Source organism: Fluviicola taffensis DSM 16823, from assembly GCF_000194605.1.
GTDB classification, from domain to species: Bacteria; Bacteroidota; Bacteroidia; order Flavobacteriales_D; family Crocinitomicaceae; genus Fluviicola; species Fluviicola taffensis.
Map to the genome: position 1 here is coordinate 1365619 of NC_015321.1, position 23340 is coordinate 1388958.

A 23340-nucleotide genomic window follows, 5' to 3' on the forward strand; every position below is an offset into this window, starting at 1 on the left:
ATTGAAAATGAACGAGTTATGGAACTCTAGTATTTAACCACTTGAGATTGAATCATTGAACCATTGTTATTAATTCTCAAAATATAAGATCCAGCAGGAATATTTGAAAAATCAAAAGCGAATTGATTCGATCCCGTAAGCTGAATGTTCTCACTTCTCAAAGGAATCAAATGTCCTAATCCATCAATCAATTCAAAAGATGTTTGACCAGTGTACGGCAAGCTCAGATTCAAAAACAACTGATTAGAAACAGGATTTGGATACAAACTCAAAATCACTGGTTTATCCTCATCCAAGCCTAAATTACTAATTGACGGAGGATAATACGGGCATGTTTTCAGCTGAAATCCCTGAATTCCATTTCGCGGCATACTAGCAGCATTTACACTTGTCAAATTTCTAGAAGTGTGATTCGTTTTGTAAGAAGCCGCATAACTATACCCACTATTCTCCGTATCGATTGTATTTACAAAAAACCAATCAGCCTGTGTTCGTACTTTATTTACATCTAAAATCACAAAGCCATGACTCGACAATTCTGCAAACTTAATGTGGCTATTTGCCAACTGAATCGCAGATGCGCCTCCTGGAATATTCATCCCTGGAGAAGTAACACTTGGAGCCACAAATTCAACTCCCACAGAACCATTTCCGTTGCTTGAATAAGAACTACCTGGTAAATCATTTGCCCACGAAGAGTGAATATCTCCTGTTAATACAACAACATCTTGAACTCCGTAAGTTAAAATGTGATTGTAAACCCGATTTCGCTCTGCAGGATAACCATCCCATTGATCTCCGTTCAATGCTGCTCCAAATAACGTTAAAGGCGCCATCATTACTTGCTGGCCAATGATTTTCCATTGCGCCGTACTTTGTGAAAGCCTATTACCTAACCAAGAAAATTGATCAGTTCCGAGTAATTGTCTGGTAGTTGCCGTAACTGTAGATCCAGAAGTCCCCGCTTGTTGGTCCCTGCCATGCAAACGTGTATCCAACATCACTAAATCAATCAAATCTCCGTATTTAATTTCTCTGAAAATTTGATATGGATCTGTTGTTCCTGTTACTCGAATAGGTAACCATTCAAAAAAGGCTTGTTTCGCACTTGCTTTTCGAGCGGCATAACTTCCTTCATTTGCCTGGTGATTTTCTGCACCATTCATCCACGAGTCATTTGCAGTTTCATGATCATCCCAAACAACAATCATTGGAAATTGTTGATGCATATCTCTCAAATCATCGTCTAAACGATATGTTGAATAACGTGCGCGGTAATCCAACAAACTAATCGTTTCATTCACCGGTGACCATTGTCTATTTGCTGTTGGATTTGGTGAATATCCACCAGACTGATACTCATAAATATAATCACCCAAACAAATAACTGCATCAATATCGTTACGTTCCTTCAAAGCTGCAAATACATTGAAAAATCCAGCTTCGTAATTGGCACAAGAAACGACTGCGAAGCGCAAACTATCACAATCCCCAACTGGTGTGGTTCGTGTTCTACCGATCACACTTTTTAGTGTATCTGATTTAAATTGATAATAATAAGTGGTGTTGGGATCCAAACCAGTTGGATCCACTTTGACCGTAAAATCTTTTGTAGCATCTGTAATGACAACACCGTTTTGAACATTTAATGTAAAATTCGTATCCTTGGCGATTTTCCATTCCACAATTTGTGGTGCTGTACTTCCATTTTCAGGCGTAATCCGAGTCCAAAGAATAACACGATCAGGCATGGGGTCACCAGACGCAACTCCGTGATAAAATGGCCTCATACAAGGTGAAACCGCTTTTGGAGTATGTTGCGAAATTCCTAAAAATGGAACCAACAAGAGAATTGAAAAGGAAATGAATGATCTCATTAGTTCTTGATTAATTTTTTGACAACTGAAACACCTTGAGAAATAACAATCACTTGATAAGTACCTTGTGACAAAGTAGAAATATCAATAGAAAGAGCCTCTGAACCAATTGAATGCGCATTGGAATAAACTATTCTTCCAGATAATTCAATGATATTTACTTGTGCATTTTCGATAGATTCACTACCAACAATTTGCACATAATTTGAAGCTGGATTCGGAAAAACATCCAATTTGAAATTAGCAGCCAATTCCATCACTGATAGCTCGCTACATCCTACAAAATAAGTTCCTACTGCTCCTGCATTTGATCCAGTTCCACCACCCAATTGAGTTGTTGGAGTAAGTGTAGCATTGGAACAAATTGGAACAAAAACTTTAATACGTCCACCGCCACCAGCACCACCATCTTGACCAGGATTTCCATTATTTGCAGTTAAGGATTGAGATCCGCAAAAAGTAGCAGAATAGTCACAAGAAGTTCCATTTCCACGCGTCCCTCCTGAACCACCGTTTCCACCTTTTACATTTAACGTTCCAGTAATTGTTGCAGCGGCATCTGAATACAATAAGATTCCACCACCAGAACCACCGCCAGCACCACCAGCACCGCCTGAACCAGTTGAAAGTGTAGCTTCACCACAGTCATCACAACCATCTGAACAACATTTTCCAGTTGCACCGCCATTTCCACCTTGTCCACCAGCTTCACCTGTTTCACCATTTGCAGAAATTGTACCTGTAATATTCAAAGAAGTTGAAGCACGCAAGATAATCAAACCTCCTCCAGCTCCACCATTTCCACCACCAAGGCCATTGTCAAATGAGCGACCACCGCCACCAGCACCAGATCCACCTGAACCTAGTTGAATGTCATTACCTCCAAGAGTTCCATAAACATTTCCAGCTGTTCCTCCTGTTCCAGCTGTTCCTCCAGCTACTGGGTATGCAGATGAAACACTAATTCCTGTACCAACGTAATCGGATGAACCAGCACCTCCATTTCCACCGTTTCCACCAGCGCCACCATAACTAGCACCAGCCCCTGAACCAGCACCACCTGAACCAGCAATCATTCCTGCCGCATCATCATTATTCAAACACTGTTGTTTCGGACCTGAACTCAAACCTCCATTAGTTGCTGCAGTTGCTGCACCAGGACCAAACCCAGCTGTTCCAGCTTTACCGCCTTCCAATTGCACAATTCCAGTATTGTCTTTATTTGAACAACTTGAAATTGCAGTGGCATCACCTGTTAAACTTGTTGCGTTTAAACCAGGAGCTCCGCCAGTTCCACCCAAGTACCCAGCATAATCACCATTGATTGTACCTTCAACAAGAATTTCACTTGCGATTACTTCCAATTTACCACATCCATTCGTTTCATGCGTTTGCACGAAAACAGTTGTCCCAGAATTCACTTTAAAAGTTCCAGTAACGCGATAAACGCCTGAAAGAAAAGAAGATGAATTAATAATTAAATCGCCCGTTATGTCAGTAGTATCACATTGAGCAGATAAATTTTGAGCAAATAGAAGTCCTGCCCCAACTAGAGTAAAAAGTTTATTCATAATTTCAGTTTAACGTAAAAATTTAACGTTCTTGGAACGATCTCCATCACTCAATCGAATGATATAAGTTCCTCGAAGTAATTTGTTAGCTTGTAGCAATGCTAGATTATCTTTCTGATTTGGAAAATTTTCTGAAAAAACTTTATCACCCAAAATAGAGAAAACTTCTATGGTAACTTCCTCTTTTTTAAACCCAGACCATCTTACTGGAAGGTAATTACCATCTTCCCAAGACGAAATCCAAACAGACAGATTTTCTTCAGTAGCCGACCCTAGTCCTGCCGTGCAATTGATTGAATTATCCAACTCCACAAAAAAGGTGTCTATGATACAATTGTTTGTATCGCTTGCTAGATACATGGTAGAGAAATTCACTGTCACCGAAATTGAATCTGCCAGTAGATTATTTGGAAACCAATTTACTTTTCCAGGAAAAGATGGAACCAATGAAACAGCTTCATTTTGACAAGCTGTTATTGTTTGTGTTTTTCCAGCATTCTTTATAATAGAAAAATGATCTAAGATCGAGCCTGTAGTCGTAACAAAATCAGCATCTAAGCGATTATCATGAAAGGTTATGAGCATGCTTCCCATATTATCATGGTCCGCATAACTAGTAACGGGGTGCGGCCAACTAGAAGCAACAGAACTCAATTTTCCAGAACTTCCAACAACTGCATAAATAGTTCCTTTATGCGATTTGCTATACGTTGTTTCCTTTTGGTAAGGGCAATCGTCGTTACTTCCGCCAGAACCGCCATCTTTGATCATGGTTTGGGACAAAGTTCCTGAGCTACCGTAATGAGAATCTATTAAGAAACTACGTTCATAGCTATGACTGTGGCCATTCAATACCAAATCAACTCCATATTGCTCTAAAATTGGAATAATATTTTCGCGAATCTCCACACATTCTCCGTCCAAGAAATTGGGATTGTCTGAATCGTGACTTCCTTTTGTATATGGCGGATGATGCCAATATGCCACAATCCACTCAGCAGTTGTTTGCTGCAAATCCGAAATAAGCCAAGTCGCCATTGCTCCATTAGCTGATCTACTTTCGTCGTAACTATCTAGTACGATGAAATGCGCATTTCCGTAATTATATGAATAATACTTCTCCGTTCCTGAAGAAACACCTCCCGCTTCTCCGTTCGTAGGTAGATTAAAAATGTCAAAATAGGCTGGAGATGGTGAAAAAGGAATGTGATTGTTGTAATCGTGATTTCCAAGAGCTGGCCAACAAACTGTTTTCGAAATCATGGAAGCATACATTTGATCGAACAAAGCGGTTTGGTAACAATTTTGATTTCCATCGCTGATTCCGTTTCCATAAGCATTGTCTCCCAACATAATCCACCCGTCGATATGCTCATTTTCATTATACATTAAAAACCCATCGCGAACCGCGCGTTGATTTCCATCAGACATTCCAGCATCGCCAATTGCCCAAAAACGGAAAGGTTTGGAATCACCGACGATTGGACTGGTTTTAAAATACTGATCATTGGATGCAGGAATTAATTCTGCTCCACTTGTTCCAATCGAATAATAGTATTTTGTAGCTGGTTGAAGACCTGTAATTGTAACAGCATGCTCCGTTGAATAAGGAATAACAGTTGCTGATAAATTCAAATTTGTTGGTGTCAACCCATATCGTACTTTGGTATCACAAGCAACATTTGTTTGCCAACGAACTATCATTGAATTTGGTGTCCCAGAATTCAAATATGCTTCACGGGTTACTTGAATAACTTGCGGATTAACCGATCCAGATAAAGACATATTGAAACTAATGTCAGAACTAGATGCTTCATCTTGGTGAATTTCTACTGCAATTGTATTGTTTCCATTTACCAGTACCGCTGGACTAAATGCAAAAGAGTGAAAGGTGTTTTCACCCCCGAAACTAATAGTTGACGACGCCATCGTTCCAAAAGAAATAGTTCCTTGTGGCATATTCGTTCTAAAAACCTCTAATCCGTTTACATAAACAACAGCTCCATCATCCCGACGAATTGAGCCTAATATTTCTTGAAATTGAGAAGGATTGGAAATAAAAAATGTTTTTCGGAAATACGTCGTGATGTGTTTATTATTCGAATTAGATCCGTAAGAAACAATAGTTTGCTCATCTCCATCACCATAACCTAATTCAGAAGAGCCGTTTAACCAAGTTCCATCATTGAAATTAGATTCCTTCCAAGTAGTACCTAAATCAAGTCCTGAATCATTGTACTTCCACGAACTTCCATTACTGAAAAGAACCGTTTGAGAAAATGATAGAAAATATGAAGAAATAAAAAGTAGCAGTAATAAGCGTTTCATGGAGAAATTTTACGCCACAAAGAACAGAACTGCATTTAAATTAACTACTTCTTCATTATTAAATAACTGTTATAAGTTATGCATGCAGATGAAATCCCTGTTAATAATTCAAGTTCCAATTGCGTTGCTTCATCACCCGATGAAAGGTTACTAAATCAATTCCACTGGGAATTTTACCATAACTATTCTTGAATTGAACTACATTTTTTTCAATCGAGTCAACTTCCAGATCATACGGAAAAATAAATGCTTTTTCAGAAGCTTTATAGGCTTCCAATTCTTGTAAAAACCTTCTCAATAAATTCACCGATTCATTATCTGACAGCTCAAAATCAGTTGATTTCACAGAAGTAAAGAAGTGCATTTCTTGTTTTGCACGAGTTAACAAAACATTTAAACGCTTATATCCGTTGCTTTGATTGAGTGGTCCGAAGCGCATGTGAAAAGAACCTTCTGAATTTCGCGCATATCCCAAACTGACAATCAAAACGTCTGCTTCATCTCCTTGAACAGTTTCCAATGCTTTGAAAAACAGTGTGTTTTCTTCTTGTCCAAGCGTTATTAATTCTTGAACTCTCAGTGAACATGCGAACCAAATAGTTTTCAATTGTTCTTCAGAAAAAGCAACTATTCCAAGCGTTTGATTTTCCCAATTGGAAAACGTCTCTAAAAATGACGCAACTGCTTTCGCTTCCAATTGATTTTTTCGTTCATCAAAAAGACCATTTTCCACATAGTGATAAAAAAGTACTTCTTTCCGATTTGGTGCTGGATAGACAATCAACTCATTCTTGTAAAAATGTTTGTTTGAAAATTGAATCAATTCTCTGTTCTCAGAGCGATAATGATGATGTAATGAAACGCGCTCAAAATAGTATGAGGCTTGATGCAACAAATCGTGGAATCCAAAATTTTTCCCAAAATAATTGGACGGTGCCATTTGCTGCTCATCACCAGCAACTAATGCTCTTTTAGATCGGAACAAAGAGCCCAAGCCATTTGGTAAAGGAATCTGACTCGCTTCATCAAACAACACTAAATCAAATAAATTTGTTTCCAACGGAAAATGATCTGCTACTTGATTGGGTGTTGCCAACCAAATTGGAATCAGCAATTGCACCCACTCTTTGGCTTCACTCTCCAGTAAATTTCGAATGGTTTGGTTATTTCTCGATTTTCCAAATTCTTTCACTAAAAGTGATTTTCCTTTTTTCAAACGTGCTTTCAATTCTTTTTGAGAAGGTGAAAGTTTCTGACTTGGAGTTCTCAAAAGTTCCTCAAATTCTGCAAATTGCTTCTGAATTTGAAAACGAAGAGAAGCAGAAAAATCAACAAATTCTTGATTCTCCATAGCGATTAATTCATCCAACCGATTCGCCAAAAATTGACCCGAAAATTTAGCTAGTTCAGGAGTTATCGATTCTATTTTTTTGAGCGAACTAAACAAAATCAACTCCTGCATTTCTTTCCAAGAATGAACTTCTGAAAGCAATGTGAAAAAGAAACGCGGAAGCAACTTTAATTTTTCAGTTACAACACTTAATTCCACAAAATCCTTTTGTTTCTGATGCAAGAAATCGACCAAAACAATAGAATCGTTTAATTCAAAATGACGAATCAAGGTTGATTTCAAGTGATTTAATTCTGAACCAGCTTCAAGGATAGTCCTCCTTTTTGATTTGGACCAACTTCCAATTTCACTCAATGGCGAACCGCTTTCCTTTTCCAAACTAAGTGCGTAACCCATTCCGATCTCCAAAGCAAGTAGATTTGCTTCTAAACCTAACTCATTGAAATAAATTTCCAATTCTTTCAGTTTCGCTTTCTCTTCCAAATAATTCTTCCAATTTGAAAGAGCAATTTCCGGTAAAATCGATGAGTCATTGACTAATCTTGAAATCGATTTTTTTCGTTTTCGGAGTTGAAGCCAACTACTCGCCTGTTGCCAAGACTCCACTTGACTTTTAGAAGGTGTTTGTTTCCAAACTTGGTTCTCTTTTTCAAGAAGTAGTAGTTTTTCCGATAACTCTTTCAGTAGTTGAACCTGCTTCTGAAATTTCTTCCACTCTTTGGGTTTTGAAAGAAGTTGACTATACGCTTTGTAATTTTCATTTTCCACCAATTGGCAACGACCCAACACTGCTATCAGTTTTTCCAGATCACCAAATGTATGTAAATCACTTAATTTTTGCTGCACAGCATTCAAACTCGAAAGTGCATTTTTAATCACTTGATCGCCATTCCATTGTTCGAAGAAAGTTGTTTTCAACCCTTTTAGTTTCGAAAACCCATTCAAGGCTTCATCTAATTGCTGGATAACCGCTTTACTAGTCAACCATTCATCAATATTCGGGCTTAAACTTGAAAATCGCTGATTGAGAACTGGAGTTTCTTGTAGCAATTCCTGTAATTGACTGTATGAAACCCCCGCAAAATAATCGGAAGTGTTTAAGCGATCGAGCAACAATTGCAAGTTCGCCTGAAGCTGTTCGGATAATCTTAAATTTTGGACTTCCTGAAAATTAGAATCTTCCAATACCTTCCAACTACTTTTCAATTGAGCTAGTAAATCTCGTGATTTTGTTTGGCTATGAACCACAAATGCGAAAGAATCCAATTGTGCTTCTGAGAGTTTTTTAACAAGAACATCCAAAGCAACCCTTTTCTCAGAAACAACCAAGGTTTTCAGCTTGCTCTTCATTGATTTTCCAAGAATATTAATCAAAACTTGCGATTTTCCTGTTCCAGGAGGTCCTTGAAGTAAGACATTCTGTGTGCGAAGTGTTTCAAAAACTGCTCGTTGATCGGTATCAGCAGCCGTTAACAAATCAGGAAGCAAATCCAGCTCTGGGAGTACTTCAAAATCAGAACCTAGCAATTGTTGAATCAGAGAATTTTTATGTTCCGATTTTTCAATTCCTTCCAATTCTCGCAATAAATGAAATCGGTGATAATGAAAATTTCCCACATAAATTTGGGGAGAAATGATCGATTCGATGCTCAATTTTTGGAATTGTTCACTCACCCATTCTAATTTTTCTTCCAAATTAAATCCTTCTGGAAAATCAGGAAAAGACTCTTTGCTCAACTCAGAATATAGAAACTTGATGTAAGGATTTACCTCTATCAATTCTTCATTGAGTTCGAGTTGAAGGATATTGTTGATTCGGATATATTCCCAACTAAGAGGAATAATCAACAGCGGAGATTGAATCTCAGACTCACGAATTGTAGCTGAAACGACACCATAAACCAAACACAATGAATTGACATCCGATTCTAATCGAAACTTATTAGCAGTTTGCCACAAACTCTTCCATTTACCATCCAACTGAACTTCGAATTTATCTTTAGGAAGAGTTGAATATGGAACGAGAGATTCGATGGATTCTGTAAAATTCACCAGCATATCAGACTTCGGCATGTCCGAAAGAGCATGTATAAAATCAGCGATATTTGTTGGTGAAGAACTCATTGAATTTGCAGGACGAAAATAGTTAAAAGGAAGATACTAATTCACGGAATTGAAGGAATTGGAGTTTGGAAAAACAAGAAGCGCAATTCAATCCGTAAAAGTTGTTATTTCTTTCCTGAACGATTAACTTTGTAATTCCAAAAAATGAATCCATTTTCTATGAAAGAACAAGATATGAAATTTGGTACCAAAGCTATTCATGCTGGCGTACAACCTGATCCAACAACTGGAGCAATCATGACTCCTATTTATCAAACGTCTACTTACGTTCAGGAATCCCCTGGAGTTAATAAAGGTTATGGTTATGCGAGAGGGAAAAATCCAACGCGTGATGCGCTTCAAGCAAATATTGCGGCGTTAGAAAATGGAAAACATTGCGTTTGTTTCAGCAGTGGTGTTGCAGCAACAGATGCCGTCTTGAAATTATTGAGCCCTGGTGATGAAGTGATTACTGGCGATGATTTGTATGGAGGAACTTACCGTTTATTTACCAAAATATATGAGAAGTTCGGAATCAAGTTTCATTTCATCGATTTAACAAATGCTGACAATGTAAAACAGTATATCAACTCAAACACCAAATTGATTTGGGCGGAGACTCCAACAAATCCAACGATGCAAATCATCGATATTGAAGCAGTTTCAACGATTGCAAAAGCTCACAATATTATCATGGTCGCTGATAATACATTTGCTTCACCTTATTTGCAAAATCCATTGGATTTAGGTGCGGATATCGTCATGCACTCAGTTACCAAATATTTAGGAGGACATTCAGATGTGGTAATGGGAGCATTAATCACAAACGACGAGAAAATTCACGAGCAATTGTATTTCATTTTGAATAGTTCAGGAGCAAATCCAGGACCGATGGATTCATTCTTGGTATTGCGCGGAATTAAAACGTTGCATTTACGTATGCAGCGTCATTGCGAAAACGGGAAACAGATTGCACATTTCCTGAAAGATCATCCAGCAATTGAGAAAGTATATTGGCCAGGTTTTCCAGAGCATCCGAATCATGAAATTGCTAAAAAACAAATGCGCGATTTTGGTGGAATGATCTCTATCGTGTTGAAAGATAAAAGTGTTGAAAACACATATAAAGTAGCTTCTTCTTTTAAAGTATTCTCATTAGCAGAATCTTTAGGTGGTGTTGAATCATTGATCAACCATCCAGCAACAATGACTCATGCTTCCATTCCAAAAGCGGAAAGAGAAAAAGCAGGAGTGGTAGATAATTTACTTCGCTTGAGTGTTGGTGTAGAACATGTAGATGATTTAATTGCAGATTTACAGCAAGCGCTAGCTTAAATAATATAATTAAAAAGGTATAAGGGGTTCAAGAAGTTTAAAGCTATTGAACCCTTTTGTTTTTGAACTATTGAACGTTTAAACATTTGAACATGATTATCATCACAGGAACATCCAAAGGAATTGGGCGAGCAATAACAGAGAATTATTTATCTCTTGGAGAAAAAGTCATTGGAATAGGTCGAAATCACACCATTTCTAATCCAAACTACACAGCTCTCAGTTGCGACTTAAGCAATCAGGAATTAGTGAATCAGATTCCTTTTACCGATCTTGGTGAGGAACCAATCATCTTTATTCACAATGCTGGTATTCTAGGAGAAGTCGATTATTTTGAAAAATTGGGTGCTCATGTACTTGTAGAAGTCATGCAAGTAAATCTCTTTGCTGGAGCAAGTATTCTTCAAAAACTACTGAAACAAATTCCTAAAGAGCAATCATTCAAAGCAATTTTCATCAGTTCAGGAGCTGGAAAAAATCCAATTGCATCTTGGGCATCTTATTGCGCTTCCAAAGCAGCTGTAGATTTGTTTTGTGAAACCATTCAATTAGAAGAAGAACAACTAGGTCGTCTGGAATTTAAGTGCCTTTCTGTTGCTCCAGGAGTTGTAGATACTGAAATGCAAGCAACAATTCGGGCAACAACTAGTGAGACTTTTTCAGAAATTGAGCGATTCAAAGAATATAAAAATTCGAACCAACTCTATTCGCCTGAGTTAGTTGCAAAAAAATTACACCAATTAATCCATGAAATGCCAATAAATCAAGTACAATATTCACTTCGTGATATCAACGTGTGAAGCCCACTTTAATCAATTGTTATTTATTGTCGTGTTAAGTTTTTGGAGAATCTTTAATTTCTTAAACAAATGTTGTAACTTGTTGCACTCAAAACACAAAACTATATAGAAACTAGTTATAACTACAACAATGAAAAAACAATTTTACTCTCTTTTAGGTATCTCCCTACTTTCTATTTCATCTAGCTTTGCACAAAAGCAAGAACGCGTTTTAGATAAACAAAACATGCGTGAAGGTGAACATGTTGAGTATTGTACTACGCATAAAAAAATGGCGGAGTTAAAGAAAGACCCTAAAATGGCTGCTTTGATCGCGCAAGCTGAACTAGAAGCGGAAAACCAAACAAAGTCTAAAGGTGATAACAACACCACAAAAGCAACAGTCTATAAAATTCCAATTGTTTTCCATATCCTACAAAATGGTGGAAATGAAAATATTTCGAGAGAACAAATACTAGACGCTGTTGCAATTTTGAATCGCGATTACAGAAAACTAAATACAGATGCAAATATCGTTCAAGCTCCTTTTCAAGGAATGCCAACAGATGTTGAAATTGAATTTGAATTAGCTAAAAAAGATCCAAATGGGAATTGTTTTACAGGAATTACAAGAACTAATACTGCTTTAACTATTGCCCCTCCTGATCAAGGCTGGAGTAACCCTGGAGGATTACAACAAGTAAATGCAGTAATTGCAGGAAATGATGTTTACCAAGGAGTTTGGTCTCATACAAAGTACTTAAATATTTATGTAGCTTCTGATATTGGAGGTGCAGCAGGTTATACCTTTAATCCTGGAATGGGGGGTTCGACTGCTAGTCCTTCTGGAATGTTTTATAACGGTATTTTCATGCTACATAACTATACGGGTTCAATTGGAACGTCCTCTCCAACCTCTAGTAGAGCCTTGACACATGAAGTTGGACATTGGTTAAATCTTTCTCATGTATGGGGCGGAACAAATGACCCAGGAGTTAGTTGTGGGAGTGATGGTGTCAATGACACACCGGCTTGTATTGGATCCACGTCATGTGTTTTAACAGCTAACACTTGTAATTCAGACAATGCATTTTGGGGATTTGATCAAATCGATAATGTCGAAAATTACATGGATTATTCCTACTGTTCAAAAATGTTCACTCAAGGACAAGTAGACCGTATGAGAAATGCGCTTTTAAGCTCTACTTCAGGCCGTAACCAATTAATTACGGTATCCAATCATGCTGCCACAGGAATTAATAGTGCGCCTACATTATGTAAAGCTAAATTTAGCACACCAAGAACAACTGTTTGTGCTGGACAATCTATACAATATACGGATGAATCCTATAACGTTGCAACAGGTTGGACTTGGACATTTACTGGTGGATCTCCAGCTTCTTCGTCTTCTCAAAACCCAACCATTACATACAATACTCCTGGTACTTATGCCGTAAAGTTGGTAGCAACTGATGGATCAACTAGTAACACTTCCGATATTGCCGCTTACATTACAGTATTACCTGCTGGCTCTGGGCTTCCTTATTACGAAAGTTTTGAAAGTTCTTTGACATTGAACAGTCCAAACTGGAGTGTTTTTAATGGTGGTGGAGCTGCTTGGGCAGTTACAAATACTGCAGGGAAAACAGGTTCTAATTCTGTGAAATTGGATAATTTTAGTCAAGCAAATGGACAAGTAGATGAATTAATCTCTGGAGCTATTGACTTATCAAGCATTACATCTACGACTGGAGCTACACTTTCTTTCAAACAAGCATTCAGAAAGAAAGCTGCTGCAAATAGTGATTTATTACGCATCTTTATTTCAAAAGATTGTGGAGAAACTTGGGACCCTAAAAAAACAATCACTTCTGGAACAATGTCTGGTGGAGCAATAGCAACATCAACTTGGACTCCAACTGCAGCAGACTGGCTTACGGTACATGTGACAAACGTTACTTCTGCATACTGGGTATCTAATTTCCGTTGTAAATTCCAATTGACTTCTGGTGGTGGAAATAACTTATACATTGACGATATAAATATTTATGCTGGGGCTCCATCTGAAACACCTGTGACTGCAGGATTAGAAGATCTTGGAACCTTGGAAAGTATTCTTTTATTCCCGAACCCTGCTGAAAATGAAGTGCAAATCTCATTTAACTCGCAAGTTGGAAACAATGAAATCAAATTCTATGTAACTGATTTAACAGGAAAACGATTAACGCAACATGTAATCAATGCAAGTGAGGGAAATAACTTAGTTCTAATTGCAACTGAAAATCTTTCTGCTGGAACTTATTTGATCCAAATGGTAGATGGAAGTAGCCAAAGAACATTGAATTTCGTGAAAAAATAGGTAACTAAAAACACTCGAAAAACGGTCAGAATTAAAATTCTGACCGTTTTTTTTTGATCCTGTTTAATCAACAATTAAGACACTTTAAGCAATTACTCATTTACATCATTCTATTATTTCTTAATTTCAGGAAAATTAATTTCATACTCTTTTCCAACTTTTCCGATTCATTTAAATCTTAGTAATAAACTAGCTAAAAACAAAAATGAAAAAACAATTTTACTCTCTTTTAGGTCTCTCCCTTATTTCCATTTCTACAAGTATTGCTCAACAACAGCGTGTTTTAGATAAAGAAAATATGCGTGAAGGTGAGCACGTTGAATACTGTGTGACCCATAAAAAAATGGAAGCATTAAAGAAAGATCCGAAAATGGCTGCTTTAATTGCCCAAGCTGAACTAGAATCAGAAAACCAAACAAAGTCGAAAGGTGATAATAGCACTACAAAAGCTACAGTATATAAAATCCCTGTTGTTTTCCATATTATCCATAACAATGGTCCAGAAAACATCTCACGAGAACAAATATTAGATGCTGTTGCAATTTTGAACAGAGATTTCAGGAAATTAAATGCAGATGCAAACTCTGTCCAAACCCCATTTCAAGGAATGCCATCAGATGTTGAAATTGAATTTGAACTAGCTAAAAAAGCACCAAACAACACTTGCTTTGCGGGAATAACGAGAACCGTTTCTGCACTTGCAAATGACGGAAGTGAAGGTCAAGATCAAGTAAATGCAGTTATTGCAGGAAATGATATCTACCAAGGCATTTGGCCTCATACGAAATACTTAAACATTTATGTTGCTGCGGAAGTAAACGGTGCAGCAGGGTATACCTTCAACCCGATGGGTGGTTCTGGAGCAAGTGCACAAGGTATGTATTATAATGGTATTTTCATGTTACATACCTACACTGGGTCATTTGGAACTTCCAATGTAAATTCTAGTAGAGCGTTGACACATGAGGTTGGTCACTGGTTAAATCTTGCTCATGTTTGGGGAGGAAACAATAACCCTGGATCTGCTGGTTGTAATGGAACGGACAATGTTCAAGACACTCCAGCAACTCAAGGTTCTACTAGTTGTAACTTAAGTGCAAACACTTGCTCAACAGACAATGCATACTGGGGATTTGATCAAATTGACAACGTAGAAAACTACATGGATTACTCTTATTGCTCTAAAATGTTTACACAAGGTCAGGTAACTCGCATGAGAAATGCAATTGTAAGTACTACCGCTGGTCGTAATCAAATAATTACAGCATCCAATCATGCTGCCACAGGAATTAATAGTGCGCCTACATTGTGTAAAGCTAAATTTAGCACACTAAACAGAACTATTTGTGCTGGACAATCCATTCAATATAGCGATGAGTCCTACAATGCTGCAACAGGATGGACTTGGACTTTCACTGGTGGATCTCCCGCTTCTTCATCCTCGCAAAATCCTACAATTACCTACAATACTCCAGGTACGTATGCCGTGAAATTAGTCGCAACTGACGGATCAACTAATAACACTTCTGATGTTCCTGCTTACATTACAGTATTACCAGCTGGCTCTGGGCTTCCTTATTTCGAAAGCTTTGAAGGGTCTTTAACATTAAGCAATCCAAACTGGAGTGTTTTTAATGGTGGCGGAACTGCTTGGGCTGTTACAAATACTGCGGGGAAAACAGGTTCTAATTCTGCGAAATTGGATAACTTTAGTCAAACAACGGGACAAATAGATGAATTAATCTCGGGATCTATTGACTTATCAAGCATTACATCTACGACTGGAGCTACACTTTCTTTCAAACAAGCATTCAGAAAGAAAGCTGCTGCAAATAGTGATTTATTACGCATCTTTATTTCAAAAGATTGTGGAGAAACTTGGGACCCTAAAAAAACAGTTACTTCTGGAACAATGTCTGGTGGAGCAATAGCAACATCAACTTGGACTCCAACTGCAGCAGACTGGCTTACGGTACATGTGACAAACGTTACTTCTGCATACTGGGTATCTAATTTCCGTTGTAAATTCCAATTGACATCTGGAGGCGGAAACAACTTATACATTGACGATATAAATATTTATGCTGGGGCTCCATCTGAAACACCTGTGACTGCAGGATTAGAAGATCTTGGAACCTTGGAAAGTATTCTTTTATTCCCGAACCCTGCTGAAAATGAAGTGCAAATCTCATTTAACTCGCAAGTTGGAAACAATGAAATCAAATTCTATGTAACTGATTTAACAGGAAAACGATTAACGCAACATGTAATCAATGCAAGTGAGGGAAATAACTTAGTTCTAATTGCAACTGAAAATCTTTCTGCTGGAACTTATTTGATCCAAATGGTAGATGGAAGTAGCCAAAGAACATTGAATTTTGTTAAAAAGTAATAACAAGCTATGACTATTATTAAATGAAGTAGTCATTAGACTGAAACCAATAAAAAATCCCCTGACGAGCAATCATCAGGGGATTTTTCTTTTCTATTGTTTCTAATTTTAGAATCCTCTTTTCTTTTTTATTTCAGCGATGAAATCTGTTAATTGCTGTTTGTCTGAAAAATAAATTGTCAAGTTTGTTTCTCTATTATTTCCTATTTTCGAACCTTCATAAACCGTAGAAATCACTTTATCTATATCAGTTAGAATAGTACACGAATACACTTCACCGTAAGTATTCAAATAGTCGATTCTAAAACCAGTATCAGTAATCACTTTTACGGATACTTTACGAACTGTTACCTCTCGAACGACTCCGTCACTTCTTTTTCTCACAACCGTAGAATACAGATCAGTATCTACAATTTTTTGATGGTATTCCAAGGTCGTTCCGTTTATTTCCATCGAAAAACATTTGGGTCCTTGAATAGTGATTGATTTACCATTATACTTAATCACTTCTTGGGCATTTAGGCCGTTTAAACTCATTAGACAGATGCCAAAAATTAGTAGTTTTTTTTTTGTCAGAATCATAAATTGTAGTTGTATTTGTTGTTTAATTTATTCTATTCACTTCGGTGGATTATTTATCGGAAGCAGTGCCTCACAATTTATCAGAAGCAGTGCCTCTCAATTTATCGGAAGCAGTGCCTCTCAATTTATCGGAAGCAGTGCTTCCTCTTATTTAATATAAATTTCTCCTTCATCCACCAACGATTCGCCATTCATGCGCAAGAAAAGTTGAATCAATGCAACGACATCCTTTTCACAATAAATACGAATGCGATCTAAATTCTGCTCTTCGTAATAAACACGAGCAACATCAGCTCCAGAAATATCATCTTTTGGGGTTGGAATTTTAAAAATATGACACAATAAAGCCAAACTTGTATATGCTTTATAATCACCAAATTTCCACAACTCCATAGTATCCAAATGAAGAATTTCCCATGGTTTCTTACCAGCCAAGTTAAGAATATTCGGCAAAGCAATTCCATTAATTAATAAACGACGACAAATAAATGGTAGGTCAAACTCTTTGGAATTATGTCCGCACAAAACATGCTTCGGAGTGTTGTAATTGTTTTCTAAAAGTCGAACGAACTGTCTCAATAAGGTTTCCTCGTCATCATGTGCAAAGGATGTCATTCGAATTGATTTTCCAGTTGCAGATTGATGCACAAATCCAACCGAAATACAAACAATTTTACCAAACTCAGCATAGATACCAGCTTTTTCATTGTAAACATCTTCTTTGGTTTTTTCTTCTGTTAAATAGCGGGCATTTTTTGAGTCGAATAATTTCGTGGTTTCTAGTTCCAAATCTGAATAGTTGTAAACTTCTGGAACCGTTTCTATATCTAAAAAGAGAATCTTATCCAATTGAGTCAAATCAAGCATATTTTTTCGTTTTCCATTTAAGTTATGTAAAAATATCAATTCGATTGTTCTCTTTTTTTGATTTTTTTCTGAAACGGCTCATTTTTTGCCCGTAAGGAATAGTATTCCTTTAAAGCTTACGAACTAACCTCAAATTCTTTTATTCTTTCCATCGCAATGAACTAACGCTTATCCCTCGTCACTGTCGCACTGACGTTTGTTGTGACTCAGTCTTCAAAAGCTAACGCTTATCCCTCGCCACTGTCGCACTGACGTTTGTTGTGACTCAGTCTTCAAAAGCTAACGCTTATCCCTCGTCACTGTCGCACTGACGTTTGTTGCGCCTCAGTCTTCAAAAGCTAACGCTTATCCCTCGTCACTGTCGCACTGACGTTTGTTGCGCCTCAGTCTTCAAAAGCTAACGCTTATCCCTCGTCACTGTCGCACTGACGTTTGTTGTGCCTCAGTCTTCAAAAGCTAACGCTTATCCCTCGTCACTGTCGCACTGACGTTTGTTGCGCCTCAGTCTTCAAAAGCTAACGCTTATCCCTCGTCACTGTCGCACTGACGTTTGTTGTGCCTCAGTCTTCAAAAGCTAACGCTTATCCCTCGTCACTGTCGCACTGACGTTTGTTGCGCCTCAGTCTTCAAAAGCTAACGCTTATCCCTCGTCACTGTCGCACTGACGTTTGTTGTGACTCAGTCTTCAAAAGCTAACGCTTATCCCTCGCCACTGTCGCACTGACGTTTGTTGTGACTCAGTCTTCAAAAGCTAACGCTTATCCCTCGTCACTGTCGCACTGACGTTTGTTGCGCCTCAGTCTTCAAAAGCTAACGCTTTTTCTTATTTTTGTAATTCATGGCAGAAGAATTATTCATAGCACAAACAACCAAAGAGGAGAAATATCAAGTTTTGATTCCGCAGGCCAAAGCACTTTGTGAGGGAGAACCAAACTTGGTTGCCAATATAGCCAATGTTGCATCCGCTCTAAAAATGACCTTTGATTTTTTCTGGGTTGGATTTTATTTAGTGGAAAAGAATGAGCTTGTTCTGGGGCCATTTCAAGGACCAATTGCCTGTACCCGAATTGCATGGGGGAAAGGTGTTTGTGGTAGCGCTTGGAAACAAAATGAAACATTAGTCGTTCCTGACGTAGATGCTTTTCCAGGACACATCGCTTGCTCCAGCGAAAGCAAAAGTGAAATTGTTGTTCCAATTCAAAAAAATGGACAGGTCGTAGCTATTCTAGATGTCGACAGTGCTGTTCTCAATGACTTTGATGAAATTGATTCAAAATACTTAAACGAACTTTGCGAATGGCTCGGTACTCATTGTTTCTAGGAACAATTCTTCTCTTAGCAGGTTGCGCTGAGATTGTTCCCTTAACTGGTGGACCGACTGATACGCGCGCAGCTCTTCCTGTTAGCAATTCTCAAATTCCAGAGCAAGGCGCTCTACATGTCAGCCAAAATGAACTAACGGTTAGATTCGATGAATTCTTTACTTTAAATGATCCAACGAATACTGCGGTCATGAATCCAAATGCGGGAAAATTGGAAGTAACTTCTAAAAAACGAGATCTTACTATCAAATGGGATGGGACACTTCAACCAAATACGACTTACATCATTCAATTAAATGGAACGATTAAGGATTTGAATGAAAAAAATGATACCATTCACCAATTCGTATTTTCAACTGGCAATCAAATTGATTCATTGAAAGTTTCAGGAATGATTACAGATGGATTTACCAATAAACCAGGAAGTTCCTATTCAGTTGGGTTGTATCCTGCAGATTCTGATCCATACAAAAACCCACCCATGTACATTTGCAAGAGTGACGCAAAAGGAGCTTTTGAATTCAATTATCTGAAACAAGGTAACTTTCAATTATTCGCATATTTGGACGCCAACAAAGACCGACTTCCAACAATTGGAGAAGATATTGCTTATACTTCCACCTTAGTAACAAGTGCTGATAGTAGTTATGCGCACATTTTATCTTCAAAACCAAAAGTACTTTCCACAAAAATGCAAATCAAAATTGCAAATCCTGGAGTGGCCACATTATTTGGAAAAGAAATTAAAGAATCTCTTATAAAACTGAATGGAGAATCGATTAATCTCATCAAACAATATTCCATCGATTCCGCATTGATTGCCTTGCCAATTGTAGAGAATGATATTTACACATTCGTTGTGGAACAAGATACCATTACCAAAATTCTCCCGATTAAGGATCGGAATAAGAATTTTTCAATCATTAACAAAGTGTACAAAAGCTCCTGGTTATTGGGTGATACCTTGCTCTTTCAAACCAATGAGCGAATCGATAAAATCGATACATCTCTCATCATACTGGAAGATAAAACAAAACTAAAAGTTAATTACAATTACCTGTTAGAAGGAAATCTCATTAAACTCATTCCAACTACTGAAATCTCGTTTGATTTAATTGTTCAATTTAAATCTGGAGCTTTAAAAGGTATATCCAATCAGAATGACTCTATCAAATTGGAAATCAAAACCTTCCACCCTTCTGATTTATCTAATTTGAAACTAGGCATCGAAAGTTTGAAAGGAAAATGGATTATTCAACTGATGGAAGGAAACAACCCAATCCGCACTTTTCAGAAATCCGAAACAGATACTGTTGTTGAATGGAACAATCTAATTCCAGTTGTATATCAGATTCGCTGTATAAGAGATATCAACGGTAATGGAAAATGGGATGCTGGAAATTGGATCGAAAAATCACAACCCGAAGAAGTCGTTCGCTTCGACATAAAATCCAAACTTCGTCCCAATTGGGATATTGAAGAGGTTCTTAAACTCGATTTAAATGAGTGATTCGGTTGAAAATGCCTTTCGTAAATGGAGGATTTACCTCGCCTTACTGATAAGCATTTCAATATCTACAGGAATTTTAGTTTATAGTTTTACTCGTTCCGAATTTCACGAAGTTGAAAAGGGAAAAGGCTCATTTATTTGGAAAGATACCAATCACAACAAGCGCATCGATTACAGCGATTCAAAAGAATTCACAGCATCTTCCAACGGGAATTTTGAAGAAAAATCAGCTTGGGAAGTCCTTGCAGATATTTCATGGAATAGCAACACGTTCTTTTGGCTTGCTATGGCGTTATTCGCTATGATTGGTAGAGATCTTGGTTATATTCTTCGAATTCGAATACTCACAAAAAAGCAGTTAGGCTGGAAACAAGCTTTTCATGTAATCATGTTATGGGAATTCGCATCTGCCTTGGCACCAGGAGTTTTAAGTGGGGCAACTGTGGCAATGTTCATTTTGAATCGCGAAAAAATTGCACTGGGCAGAGCCACTGCAATCGTTATTATCACAGCATTTTTAGACAATCTCTTTTACGTTGTTGTCATTCCCATTTTATTCCTAATCATTCCATCTTCCCAATTATTTCCAGCCACAGGAAATGAATCCATGATGACCGTGTTTTGGATTGGATTCAGCGTCTTTGCTATTTTGTGCCTCGTTCTCTTTTCAAGCATTATTTTATATCCTAAACTGGTTTATCACATACTCACTTTCATCACCAGATTCCCTCTTCTGAAACGTTTTCAAGGAGGGTCAAAAAAAGTTGGAACCGATATTAGCGAAACAGCCGTTGAGATGAAAAAAGAATCTCTTTCATTTTGGTTCAAAGCTTTTGGAGCAACAGTTTTCTCGTGGTCATCCCGTTTTTTAGTCATCAATTTTATTTTGCAAGCCTTTCTTAGTTTGGGCTTTCTTCAACAAATTCAAATATTTTCCAAGCAATTCGTTTTGTGGATGTTTTTACGCATCTCTCCGACTCCAGGGGGAAGCGGAGTTGCCGAATGGGCATTTGGTCAATTATTAATCGAATATAGTCCGAGTATCATACTGCTTGGTACCATGGCTGTTTTATGGCGATTGATTTCGTATTTCCCTTATTTAATCGTTGGATCAATCATTCTTCCACGCTGGTTATCGAAGCATCAGAAAAAGAAAGACTAAATCGATTCACAGAGTGAATAAAAGCCTTTGTTTTTCAGATAATATCGTTATCTTTGCGCTCTTAAAACGGTAAAAATCATGTCTTACGGTGTAAAAATTTTTGCAGGAAGAGCATCAAAAGTGCTTGCCGAACAAATAGCTACCAAGTTTGGAGCTACTTTGGGTGATGTAAAAGTTACGGAATTCAGCGATGGTGAATTTCAACCATCTTTTGAAGAAACAGTACGTGGTCAAGACGTATTTATCGTTCAATCTACCATGCCTCCAACAGAAAATTTATTCGAGTTGTTGTTGATGGTTGATGCTGCAAGACGTGCTTCGGCTCGTAAAATTATTGCAGTGATTCCTTATTTCGGATTTGCTCGTCAGGACCGTAAAGACAAGCCAAGAGTTGCTATTGGAGCGAAATTGATTGCAAATATGTTGATGGCAGCTGGTGTAGACCGTGTGATGACGATGGATTTACATGCGGATCAAATTCAAGGTTTCTTTGAAGTTCCGGTAGATCATTTATTTGCTTCTACTTTATTTTTCAATGAAATGAAGGCTTTGGACAATGGCAACTTAATTATGGCTGCTCCAGATGCAGGTGGTGCAAAACGTGCCAATGCGTATGCGAAGAAATTAGATACTGGTTTAGCAATTTGTCACAAAAGCCGTAAGAAAGCAAACGAAGTTGCAGAAATGACTGTCATTGGTGATGTTGAAGGAAAAGACGTCATTTTAGTAGATGATATGTGTGATACAGCAGGTACTTTAACAAAAGCAGCTGAATTATTCATGGAAAAAGGAGCGAAAAGTGTTCGTGCATTCTGTACACATGCTGTTTTATCCGGACCAGCATTCGAGCGCATCAACAACTCAAAATTGACGGAGTTAATCGTTACAGATACCATTCCGTTGAAAGAAAAAAGTGACAAGATTCGTGTCATTACGGTAGCAGATTTATTCTCAGATGTAATAGATCGATTAATTAAAAACGAATCCATTAGTACGCATTTTATAATCTCATAGAGGAAGCACTGCTTCCAATAAACGGTCCGCCGTGGTGGACGATAAATAATCCACGGAAAATAAATTAAATAAATAACAAATATGAAAGTAGCACAATTGAGCGGTTCGCCACGCGCGAACGTAGGGAAGAAGGATGCTAAAGCTTTGAGAGATGCAGGCTTAGTTCCATGCGTTCTTTACGGACAAGGAACACAGACACATTTCTCTCTTCCAGACATCAAAGTTGAAAAATTAATTTTCAATCCAGATGTATTTAAAATCGAATTGGACATCGACGGTAAAAAATCGAATGCAATTATCCAAGAGATTCAACAAAATCCTATTACGGATAAAGTGGTTCACATTGACTTCTTAGAATTAGATGCTAAGAAACCAGTTAAAGTGGCATTGCCAGTTCGTTTGACAGGAGCTTCTCGTGGTGTATTAGCGGGAGGTCGTTTGATGCAAGTTTTCCGTCGTTTACGTGTAGTTGGTCTTCCAGCAGATTTGCCAGAGGCTATCGTAATTGACATTACAAAATTACGTATCGGTCAATCTGTTCGTGTGAAAGATTTGGAAAATGATGGTTTAACTATCTCTGAAGCTAAAAACGCAGTTGTAGTATCTGTTAAAATGGCTCGTGGAGCATCTAAAGCTGCAGAAGCTGATGATGAAGACGAAGAATAAGATTCTATTTGAACTTTAAAAAAAACCTGATTTCGTATATACAAAATCAGGTTTTTTTATGCTCTTTCATTCTACACCATAAAAAAGCCATCTTAACTTTGACGCGAAGATGGCATAACTAA

The 23340-nt window shown here is 37.7% G+C and carries 15 protein-coding genes; 9 read left to right on the forward strand and 6 right to left on the reverse strand.

Annotated features, from left to right (window positions below; genetic code table 11):
• Positions 1 to 26 precede the first annotated feature (26 nt).
• From FLUTA_RS06075 to FLUTA_RS06090, 4 genes are all read right to left on the reverse strand, one after another.
• Complete coding sequence (locus tag FLUTA_RS06075) at positions 27 to 1877, reverse strand: T9SS type A sorting domain-containing protein (protein WP_013685977.1); 1851 nt, start codon at positions 1875 to 1877, stop codon at positions 27 to 29.
• The gene (locus FLUTA_RS21930; RefSeq protein ID WP_013685978.1) at positions 1877 to 3448 is read right to left on the reverse strand and encodes a T9SS type A sorting domain-containing protein; all 1572 of its coding nucleotides are present in this window, start codon (positions 3446 to 3448) and stop codon (positions 1877 to 1879) included. Before FLUTA_RS21930 ends, FLUTA_RS06075 begins: the two co-directional genes overlap by 1 nt.
• A gap of 9 nt (positions 3449 to 3457) precedes the next feature.
• Complete coding sequence (locus FLUTA_RS20625; protein WP_013685979.1) at positions 3458 to 5776, reverse strand: metallophosphoesterase; 2319 nt, start codon at positions 5774 to 5776, stop codon at positions 3458 to 3460.
• A gap of 100 nt (positions 5777 to 5876) precedes the next feature.
• Complete coding sequence (locus FLUTA_RS06090) at positions 5877 to 9251, reverse strand: DEAD/DEAH box helicase (protein WP_013685980.1); 3375 nt, start codon at positions 9249 to 9251, stop codon at positions 5877 to 5879.
• Positions 9252 to 9395: 144 nt separating this feature from the next.
• Between FLUTA_RS06090 and FLUTA_RS06095 the strand changes: the two genes are divergently transcribed.
• From FLUTA_RS06095 to FLUTA_RS06110, 4 genes are all read left to right on the forward strand, one after another.
• Complete coding sequence (locus FLUTA_RS06095) at positions 9396 to 10565, forward strand: cystathionine gamma-synthase (RefSeq protein WP_013685981.1); 1170 nt, start codon at positions 9396 to 9398, stop codon at positions 10563 to 10565.
• 92 nt (positions 10566 to 10657) lie between these two features.
• Entirely contained in the window at positions 10658 to 11365 is a 708-nt protein-coding gene (locus FLUTA_RS06100; RefSeq protein WP_013685982.1) for an SDR family NAD(P)-dependent oxidoreductase, read from the forward strand.
• 130 nt (positions 11366 to 11495) lie between these two features.
• A complete protein-coding gene (locus tag FLUTA_RS06105; RefSeq protein ID WP_013685983.1) occupies positions 11496 to 13703 on the forward strand; it encodes a M43 family zinc metalloprotease in 2208 nt (735 codons plus the stop codon).
• Positions 13704 to 13908: 205 nt separating this feature from the next.
• Complete coding sequence (locus tag FLUTA_RS06110) at positions 13909 to 16095, forward strand: M43 family zinc metalloprotease (RefSeq protein ID WP_013685984.1); 2187 nt, start codon at positions 13909 to 13911, stop codon at positions 16093 to 16095.
• A 108-nt stretch (positions 16096 to 16203) separates the two neighbouring features.
• Here FLUTA_RS06110 and FLUTA_RS06115 read toward each other — a convergent pair whose 3' ends face one another.
• Entirely contained in the window at positions 16204 to 16632 is a 429-nt protein-coding gene (locus FLUTA_RS06115) for a hypothetical protein (RefSeq protein ID WP_043023676.1), read from the reverse strand.
• Between the two features lie 192 nt (positions 16633 to 16824).
• Entirely contained in the window at positions 16825 to 17544 is a 720-nt protein-coding gene (locus FLUTA_RS06120) for a 3'-5' exonuclease (protein WP_013685986.1), read from the reverse strand.
• Positions 17545 to 18382: 838 nt separating this feature from the next.
• Here FLUTA_RS06120 and FLUTA_RS06125 point away from each other — a divergent pair.
• The 5 genes from FLUTA_RS06125 (at position 18383) to FLUTA_RS06145 (ending at position 23218) form a co-directional block, all read left to right on the forward strand.
• On the forward strand, positions 18383 to 18865 hold the full coding sequence (locus tag FLUTA_RS06125) for a GAF domain-containing protein (RefSeq protein ID WP_013685987.1): 483 nt from the start codon (positions 18383 to 18385) through the stop codon (positions 18863 to 18865).
• The gene (locus tag FLUTA_RS06130; protein ID WP_013685988.1) at positions 18841 to 20376 is read left to right on the forward strand and encodes an Ig-like domain-containing domain; all 1536 of its coding nucleotides are present in this window, start codon (positions 18841 to 18843) and stop codon (positions 20374 to 20376) included. The genes FLUTA_RS06125 and FLUTA_RS06130 overlap by 25 nt, the downstream gene beginning before the upstream one ends.
• Positions 20369 to 21538 carry a lysylphosphatidylglycerol synthase transmembrane domain-containing protein gene (locus FLUTA_RS06135; protein ID WP_013685989.1) on the forward strand — a complete coding sequence of 390 codons (1170 nt, stop codon included), beginning with the start codon at positions 20369 to 20371 and terminating at the stop codon, positions 21536 to 21538. Before FLUTA_RS06130 ends, FLUTA_RS06135 begins: the two co-directional genes overlap by 8 nt.
• A gap of 78 nt (positions 21539 to 21616) precedes the next feature.
• A complete protein-coding gene (locus tag FLUTA_RS06140; RefSeq protein ID WP_013685990.1) occupies positions 21617 to 22552 on the forward strand; it encodes a ribose-phosphate pyrophosphokinase in 936 nt (311 codons plus the stop codon).
• Between the two features lie 81 nt (positions 22553 to 22633).
• Entirely contained in the window at positions 22634 to 23218 is a 585-nt protein-coding gene (locus FLUTA_RS06145; protein ID WP_013685991.1) for a 50S ribosomal protein L25/general stress protein Ctc, read from the forward strand.
• The last annotated feature ends 122 nt before the right edge of the window (positions 23219 to 23340 follow it).

Excerpts from the sequence above, each read along its gene's own strand:
- FLUTA_RS06075 (WP_013685977.1), bottom strand. The coding sequence starts at position 1,877 with ATGAGATCATTCATTTCCTTTTCAATTCTCTTGTTGGTTCCATTTTTA.
- FLUTA_RS21930 (WP_013685978.1), bottom strand. The coding sequence starts at position 3,448 with ATGAATAAACTTTTTACTCTAGTTGGGGCAGGACTTCTATTTGCTCAA.
- FLUTA_RS20625 (WP_013685979.1), bottom strand. The coding sequence starts at position 5,776 with ATGAAACGCTTATTACTGCTACTTTTTATTTCTTCATATTTTCTATCA.
- FLUTA_RS06090 (WP_013685980.1), bottom strand. The coding sequence starts at position 9,251 with ATGAGTTCTTCACCAACAAATATCGCTGATTTTATACATGCTCTTTCG.
- FLUTA_RS06095 (WP_013685981.1), top strand. The coding sequence starts at position 9,396 with ATGAATCCATTTTCTATGAAAGAACAAGATATGAAATTTGGTACCAAA.
- FLUTA_RS06100 (WP_013685982.1), top strand. The coding sequence starts at position 10,658 with ATGATTATCATCACAGGAACATCCAAAGGAATTGGGCGAGCAATAACA.
- FLUTA_RS06105 (WP_013685983.1), top strand. The coding sequence starts at position 11,496 with ATGAAAAAACAATTTTACTCTCTTTTAGGTATCTCCCTACTTTCTATT.
- FLUTA_RS06110 (WP_013685984.1), top strand. The coding sequence starts at position 13,909 with ATGAAAAAACAATTTTACTCTCTTTTAGGTCTCTCCCTTATTTCCATT.
- FLUTA_RS06115 (WP_043023676.1), bottom strand. The coding sequence starts at position 16,632 with ATGAGTTTAAACGGCCTAAATGCCCAAGAAGTGATTAAGTATAATGGT.
- FLUTA_RS06120 (WP_013685986.1), bottom strand. The coding sequence starts at position 17,544 with ATGCTTGATTTGACTCAATTGGATAAGATTCTCTTTTTAGATATAGAA.
- FLUTA_RS06125 (WP_013685987.1), top strand. The coding sequence starts at position 18,383 with ATGGCAGAAGAATTATTCATAGCACAAACAACCAAAGAGGAGAAATAT.
- FLUTA_RS06130 (WP_013685988.1), top strand. The coding sequence starts at position 18,841 with ATGGCTCGGTACTCATTGTTTCTAGGAACAATTCTTCTCTTAGCAGGT.
- FLUTA_RS06135 (WP_013685989.1), top strand. The coding sequence starts at position 20,369 with ATGAGTGATTCGGTTGAAAATGCCTTTCGTAAATGGAGGATTTACCTC.
- FLUTA_RS06140 (WP_013685990.1), top strand. The coding sequence starts at position 21,617 with ATGTCTTACGGTGTAAAAATTTTTGCAGGAAGAGCATCAAAAGTGCTT.
- FLUTA_RS06145 (WP_013685991.1), top strand. The coding sequence starts at position 22,634 with ATGAAAGTAGCACAATTGAGCGGTTCGCCACGCGCGAACGTAGGGAAG.